The sequence below is a fragment of the Stagnihabitans sp. genome (assembly GCF_964946895.1).
Genome location: NZ_CBBQHX010000025.1, coordinates 61,094 through 68,323, shown reverse-complemented (window position 1 = coordinate 68,323; position 7,230 = coordinate 61,094). Strand labels below are relative to the sequence as shown.

Annotated in this window: 5 protein-coding genes; 2 read left to right on the top strand and 3 right to left on the bottom strand. The window is 61.5% G+C overall.

All coding sequences use genetic code 11. From position 1 onward, the window contains the following. Nucleotides 1-549, top strand: a 549-nt coding sequence (locus tag AC1Y2B_RS15765; RefSeq protein WP_482254062.1) for an integrase core domain-containing protein, incomplete at its 5' end; no start/stop codon positions are given. Between the two features lie 169 nt (nucleotides 550-718). Here AC1Y2B_RS15765 and arfA read toward each other — a convergent pair. The 3 genes from arfA to AC1Y2B_RS15750 all read right to left on the bottom strand — a co-directional run bounded on the left by arfA (nucleotide 719) and on the right by AC1Y2B_RS15750 (nucleotide 4,334). Then, nucleotides 719-2,236, bottom strand: coding sequence for an arabinosylfuranosidase ArfA (arfA, locus tag AC1Y2B_RS15760; protein ID WP_482254061.1), 1,518 nt, complete (start codon nucleotides 2,234-2,236; stop codon nucleotides 719-721). A gap of 110 nt (nucleotides 2,237-2,346) precedes the next feature. Next, nucleotides 2,347-3,276, bottom strand: a complete 930-nt coding sequence (locus tag AC1Y2B_RS15755) for an ArsR/SmtB family transcription factor (RefSeq protein ID WP_482254060.1) — start codon at nucleotides 3,274-3,276, stop codon at nucleotides 2,347-2,349. 59 nt (nucleotides 3,277-3,335) lie between these two features. Further along, nucleotides 3,336-4,334: a LacI family DNA-binding transcriptional regulator gene (locus AC1Y2B_RS15750; RefSeq protein ID WP_482254059.1), complete on the bottom strand. Its 999-nt coding sequence runs from the start codon at nucleotides 4,332-4,334 to the stop codon at nucleotides 3,336-3,338. A 90-nt stretch (nucleotides 4,335-4,424) separates the two neighbouring features. Here AC1Y2B_RS15750 and AC1Y2B_RS15745 point away from each other — a divergent pair, with 90 nt between their 5' ends. Further along, nucleotides 4,425-7,118 carry a glycoside hydrolase family 2 protein gene (locus AC1Y2B_RS15745; RefSeq protein WP_482254058.1) on the top strand — a complete coding sequence of 898 codons (2,694 nt, stop codon included), beginning with the start codon at nucleotides 4,425-4,427 and terminating at the stop codon, nucleotides 7,116-7,118. Nucleotides 7,119-7,230 lie beyond the last annotated feature (112 nt).

Sequence of the window (7,230 nt, the reverse complement as noted above, 5' to 3'; positions counted from 1 at the left end):
ACCGGAGCAGACACTCCTGCTGCAACAGCGGCTTCCTCGCTGGACAGCCCTGCAGCAATCTCCTGCCAGAACCGACACAGGTTCTCTCGCTGCCAGACTGGCGGCCGACCTGGCGAGGACAATTTGCGTCGCGTCGAGCGCTCCGACTTCCGTCTTCCTGTCGTCATCAACACCTCCAACATCAAGGTGTTGCGACGACCGGTCGAATCCGCCCAATACCTGTCGATCAAATACACCGAACGATTGGCCGAGGCCGGCATCGAACCGTCCGTTGGCAGCGTCGGTGACAGTTACGACAACGCCCTCGCCGAGACGATCAACGGACTCTTCAAGGCCGAAGTCATCCATCGTCGCGGCCCATGGCGCAGCTTCGAAGCCGTCGAATACGCAACCCTCGAATGGGCCGACTGGTTCAACAACCCATCGCGGGTTCGCTCTGACCAGTGGCGCTCGCCCGCGATACCTATCGAACCCATCGGGAACATCCCACCCGCAGAAGCCGAAGCGAACTGCTACGCAGCTCTGGAAACGGAACCCATGGCCGCCTAACTAAGATCCATCAGCCTCCGGCAAACCCGGCGCGGTTCAGACTGCCTCTGTCGTGGTGGCGCTCCCGTGCAGGACCTGTCCCATAGCACATCCCTCCATGCTGGGGAAAACAATGCTCCATCAAACTCCGGGATCAAACACCTAGCGGAGCGTCCGGTCTTCGTTCGGCTCAGCCCAGCTTCACGCGGATCATCTGCCAACTGTGCGGTGGCAGGCTGGCGGTCAGGGTGCCATCCTCCACGACCGAACCGCTGCCGGCGCGGGGCACGACATTGGTCTGTGCATTCAGCGTGTTGGACGCGCGCAGGTTGGCATGGGTCATCACCTGATGGTCGATGACCGTGGCCTGATCGCCAAAGCCCTGCAGCGAGAGGGTCAGGGTCAAGGCATCTGTTGCATGGCGGTTGACAGCGAAGAATGTCGCGGTGCCGGCTTCCTCGTCATGCACGCCCGCGATGTCGATGAAGGGCACATTGTCGTCATGCTCCGCATCATACCCCGGGCTTTTCACCGACAGTTGCAGCGCCGTGCCGCGCCCGTAAATGCTGGCGAAGTAGTAGGGATAATAGATCGTCTGCCGCCATGCCGCGCCGCCCGGCTCGGTCATGATCGGGGCAATCACGTTCACCAGTTGCGCGATGCAGGCCATCTTCACGACATTCGACTTGCGTATGAATGTGTTGAGGATCAGGCCGACCTGCAGCACATCTTCGAAGTTGTAGATATCCTCCAACAGACGCGGCGCATGAGGCCAGCCCTCTGCACCTGCCAGAATGGCGCGGTCCTGTTCGTTGGAGTGATACCAGACGTTCCATTCGTCAAAGCTGATGCCGACATCGTGCTTGGACCGTTTGTTCGCCTTGACCAGATTGATCGTCGACTCGACGGTTGTGATGTAGCGGTCCAGCTTGTGGTTCAGCGAGAGATAGTTCTGCGTCTCGCCCTTGCGGTTGGCGAAGTACATGTGAAGGCTGATGTGATCCACCGCCTCATAGGTGTGTTCCAGCACGATCCGCTCCCATTCGGGATAGGTTTTCATGTCCGAGTTCGACGACCCACAGACCACCAGCTCCAGCGATTTGTCGAAGGCGCGCAGGGTCTTGGCGGTTTCATTGGCCACGCGGCCATATTCGTCGGCGGTCTTGTGGCCAACCTGCCAGGGTCCGTCCATCTCGTTGCCAAGGCACCAGATGCGGCAATCGAAGGGCTCGGCGCGGCCGTTCTTCTTGCGCAGGTCCCCCCAGAAGCTGCCGGTCGGGCCGTTCACATATTCGACGAAGTTGCGCGCCTCATCCAGCCCGCGCGAGCCGAGGTTGATCGCCAGCATCGGCTTGGTGCCTACGGCATCGCACCAATCCTGGAATTCATGGACGCCGACCTGGTTGGCATCCGCGGTGTGCCAGGCGAGGTCCAGCCGCACCGGGCGCTGGTCTTTCGGGCCGATACCGTCTTCCCAATTGTAGGCGGACACGAAGTTGCCGCCGGGATAGCGCACATAGGGAATCTTCAGATCCCGCACAAGTTGCGCAACGTCGCCGCGCATGCCGTTCTTGTCGGCAGTCGGATGGCCCGGCTCGTAGATGCCCGAATAGATTGCCCGGCCCAGATGCTCAAGAAACGCCGAATAGATCCGGTCATCGATCTTCGCGATCGTATAATCCCGATGCGCCGTGACATTCGCCTTCATAGCCGTTCCCCCCAACGTTGGATCCTGCACCGAAACGCTCGTCAGTATCCGATTTAACGATGTATATCGGGAAGGGTGGGTGCTTCGTCAAGCTTATTGTGGGGCTGGGGCTAACCCGTGGTGGTCAGGCGCATGACAATATCCTGATCATAGTTGCCAAAGCCCCGGCCAAAGATGTTGATCCCACCGGGATGGCGGGCCTCGTCGCGCACGCCGATCCGCAATCGGATCGAGCGGTGCTTGTCCAGATCAAGGTCAGTCAGTGAAATCGGGCTGATCTTCAAGCCATCCACAAAGGTGCCCTCGCGGGTGATGCGCCAGTTCTTCAGTTTGCCATATTGGCTGCCCTTCAGTTTCCACCAATCGGGCGTATAGACGCCGCGCTTGTCGCCGAAATCTCCGGGGCTGGTCCATGTTCCGACGTCGATGCGGTTGACCGAAACCGTAATGTCCGATGGCCAGTTGGCGGCAGTTCCGGGCACCTCGGAGGACAGCTCCATGGCAAACTCGATCGACGCAAGGTCGCCCGCCATCAGCTTGGAATTGTTGGGAAACTGGTATTCTACATAGCCACGCGTGAACCAGATCAGCCCAGCCCCCATCCGCCCCGGATCAAGGAATGTGTCCGGCACATCCAGCAACCCGATCACGCCTTGTGTGGAACACAGGCCGCAGGGCGCCGAAACCTCGCAAGAGGTGTAAAGCCCCAAAGGCATTGCCACCTCGATCGTGTTGCGGTTGGCCTCTTCGGGTTGGGCTTTGAACATGACCAAAACTTCGTCGAACAGGCTGTGGCAGATCTTCTGGTTGCCCTTTCGGGCGCGCTGCACTTCGGTGCGGATCAGGCCCGCCTCCTCCAGCTGCTGGATATTGGCCGAAACCGAACTTTGCGGCAGCCCCAGCGCCTCGGCAATCTCATTAACGTTCTGCGGACCCTGAGTGTGCAGCAACTTCAGCACTTTCACCCGGGCCGGAGAGGCGAAGGCCTTCAGAACCTCGATGCCGTCTTCGGGGTCCACGATCAGGAAATTGCGGCTCATGGTGCAGTCTTCTTACCCAAATGGTTCGAATCAAGTCTCTATCAGCGTTCCGGATATAGTCAAACGCTGAATGCCGCGACAGAGGCGCGCAGCACCAGCGGGCTGTCTACCTTGATGCGCTGATACTGCAAGGGCCGTCCGCCCTCCGCCAGCACAGAGATCGCAAGGCGGGCCATTTCTTCATGTGGCAGCTGGACGGTGGACAAAGGTGGCGCAAGATGCGCCACAAGGTCCTCGTTGTCATAGCCTATGACCGAAATATCACCGGGGATTGTCAGACCTGCGGAGCGAATCGCTTCATAGGTGCCAATCGCCACGCGGTCATTGAAGCAGGTCACAGCCGAGGGGCGGGAGGCCAGCAGCCCCTCCATGGCCGCCCGGCCCGAGCCAACCGTCCATGCGGGCGGCGAGACCAGCGCCGGGTCAAAGGGAATGTCATGTGCGGCCAGGGCTTGCTTGTAGCCGCGCAGGCGGTCACGGCTGGCCTCGGTCCAATCCTCGCCCGGCACGTGTGCGATGCGGCGATGGCCGGCGCGGATCAGCGCCTCGGTCGCGGACTGCATGCCCGCCACATCGCCCGGCACGACGGTGGGCAGGCGGCGGCTGGCTTCGTGGCAGTTCAGCAGAACGGCGGTCAGCGCAAACAGCGCCTCGGGCGGATGAACCGTCCGCGTGATAAGGCGGGCATAGATCACGCCTTTAAGGTCAAGCGCCCCCAGCGTTTGCAAGATGGCCGCCTCGTTGGCCGGATCGCCGCCGGTTATGAAACTGGCCACCAACCAACCCAAAGATGCCGCCTCGTCCTTGGCGGCGTCGAGGAAGGGCATGGCAAAAGGCGTCGTCGTCACCTCGTCGATCAGCAGGGCCACGACGCCCGAGCCGTTGCCACGAGCAAAGCCCCGCCGCGTATAGCCCAAATCCGCGGCCACCGCGCGTACCTTGTCGCGTGTCGCGCCCGAAATTCGCGCCGATGCGCCACCCGACATCACAAGCGATACCGTCGCCTGCGACACACCTGCCGCAAGGGCTACATCCACCATGGTTGGGCGTTTCGTCATGACCCCGGAATAACCCCGCCGAATCGTCTTGCCAAGCCCGCCGTTAATGCGATTGATTATAATATAACTGAAGTATTATCGGAGGCCGCCATGGCGACTGCGCTTTCGGGCAGGACGGTCCTGTCGCTGGACGGCCTGTGGGATTTTGTACACCATTCCGACGGCGTTGCGCGGCAAGCCCCCGTGCCGCTGCCATGGCAAGCGGCTTTTGCCGATCTGCGGCAGGCCCATGGCCATGCCACCTACAGCCGCACCGTCGCGATTCCGACCGAGGGCGCCTCGTTTCTCTGTTTCGGTGCCGTGTCCTATTTCGCGGTGGTGCGGGTCGAGGGGCGAGAGATAGCCCAGAACGGCAACGGTTGGCTGCCGTTCGAGGCGAAGATACCGGCAGATCTGCAAGGCAAGACCGTGCGGGTTGACGTCGAGTGTCATCTTCCCGGCCCCGACGATGCCGCGCCTGACAATTTCTCCGACATTCCTCACGGCAAGATGAGCTGGTATGGCCCGACCGGTGGCCTGTGGCAGTCCGTCCGGCTAGAGACGCGGGCGGCGCGCCATCTGACACACTGCGCCATCGCCGCCAATCCTGAAACCGGCAGAGTTGACGCCACGATCACCGAAACGGGCAGCGGCCCCCGGGAGTTGACCGTGCTGGACCCTGAGGGGCAGATCGTGGCGCAAGGCGAGGTGCTGAGTGTCGCTTCGGCCCAGCTCTGGTCTGGGGACAACCCGGCACTCTACCGACTTCGGGTTGATCTGGATGGCGACATCACGGAACACAGCTTCGGCTTCCGCAACTTCACCTCAGCCAACGGCAAGCTGTTCCTGAACGGCAAGCCGTTCTACATGCGCGCGGCGCTGGACCAGGATTACTACGCTGAGGGCATCTGCACCCCGCCTTCGGTCGCCTATCTGGAGGATCAGTTCGCCAAGGCCAAGGCCTTGGGCCTTAACATGTTGCGTTATCACATAAAGGTGCCCGATCCCCGCTATCTGGACGTGGCGGACCGCATGGGCATGCTGTTGTGGTACGATTTGCCCAATGTCGGTAGCCTGTCTGATGCCGCAGCCATGCGTCTGAAAGAGACGATGGAGGGCATGATCGTGCGGGACGGGAACCACCCCTCAATCGTGATCTGGACACTGATCAATGAAGACTGGGGCACGCGGCTTTGCGATGACCCGGCGCATCGGCGCTGGCTTGAGGGGATGTTCGACTGGCTGAAAGCCCGCGATCCCTCGCGTCTTGTCTGCGACAATTCTCCTTGTCAGGGCAATTTCCACGTCAAAAGCGATCTGGACGATTTCCACTATTACCGATCGGTCCCTGAACGGCGCGCTGAATGGGATGCGCTGACAGAGGAACTGGCGCAGGGGGCATCCTGGACCTGGTCGCCCTTTGGCGATGGCTTCAGGCGAGGGGATGAGCCGAAGATCGTCTCGGAATTCGGCGTCTGGGGCCTGCCGCAGCCGGCCCAGGTACAGATCGACGGGGCGGAGCCATGGTGGATGGGAACCGGCCAACTTTGGGGTGACGGGGCGGCCCATCCGCATGGCATCGAGGATCGTTTTGTCAGCCTCGGCTTAAACCGGGTCTTCGGCTCACTCGAGAACATGGTCACTCAAGCCCAATGGTATCAATTCGCCAATTTGAAATATGAAATCGAGGCGATGCGGGCCTGGCCGCAGATTCAGGGCTATGTCATCACCGAATTGACGGATGTGCATTGGGAGTCCAACGGACTTCTGGATATGAACCGCAATCCCCGGGTGTTCCACGAGCGACTTGCAGAGGTAAATGCCGATGTGGTCATCGTGCCAAATGTGAAGCGCTATGCCGGAACAGCGGGGCAGGCGTGGTCGATGGGCCTGACCGTGGCCAGCGGCGGGGCCGCTCTTTCTCCGGGTTGGCTGCACTGGTCGGTCGAGGGCCAGTCGGGTGAAATCGCCTTTCCGGGGACCGCTGCTTTGAGCACCGCCGACCTTGGCGTGCTGACCCTTACCTTGCCGGACAGTACCGCGAACCGTATGCTGACCGTGTCTTTCTCTTTGACCAGCGGGGCCGCGGCGGTGGCCCGCAATCAGGTAGATCTCGCACTCTATGCGCCGCGCCAGACTGGCGGGTTGACTCGGGTAAGCACCGCGGATGCGCGCCTTGCGGCCCGTGCGGTGGCGCTGGGATATCACGTTGTGTCGGCCGATCAGGCTGAAGTGACCCTGACGCATGCGCTGGACGAGGGTGATGTGCGGGCGATGCAGGCCGGTGCGCGCTATCTGGTTCTAGCGGATGGGACTAAGAAAACCCAAGGCAATCTGCGTGTTGAGACGCGCGGCCGCGAGCAGCCCTTCATTCCGGTCGTCGATGACACCCCCGGAATTCCGGTTGGTGCCCAGTTCCCGCTGCCCAACATCACGCACATGGCGCGGCATGGCACCATGTGGCGCGGCGACTGGATTGCCGGCTTTAGCTGGATCCGCCGAGAGGGGGTCTTTGCCGATCTGCCCGGCGGCCCGCTGATCGACCTGTCCTTTTCGGACGTGGTGCCACATCATGTCATGGGCGGCTTTTCCGGGTGGGAGTTTGGCGGCCCGGTCCACTCTGGTATCGTCGTCGGCTGGGTCCACAAACCCGCCGCGCTCATCGCGGAACGTCGCGTGGGCAAGGGCGGTCTCGTGGCCAGTACCTTCCGTTTGACCGGTGGAGCACCCGACGCCGATCCGGTTGCCGACGGTCTCTTTGATCGCCTCGTGCGACTGGCGGCGACCATGTTCGTAGGCGGTTGATGTATCAAGATGACGGATACATATCGACAAGCCTGTTGACAGCGCGGCAGTGGCATCCTTAGGCTGACGTCATTGCAGCACATCGACCCCGACCGGTTCGAGGAGGAACCTG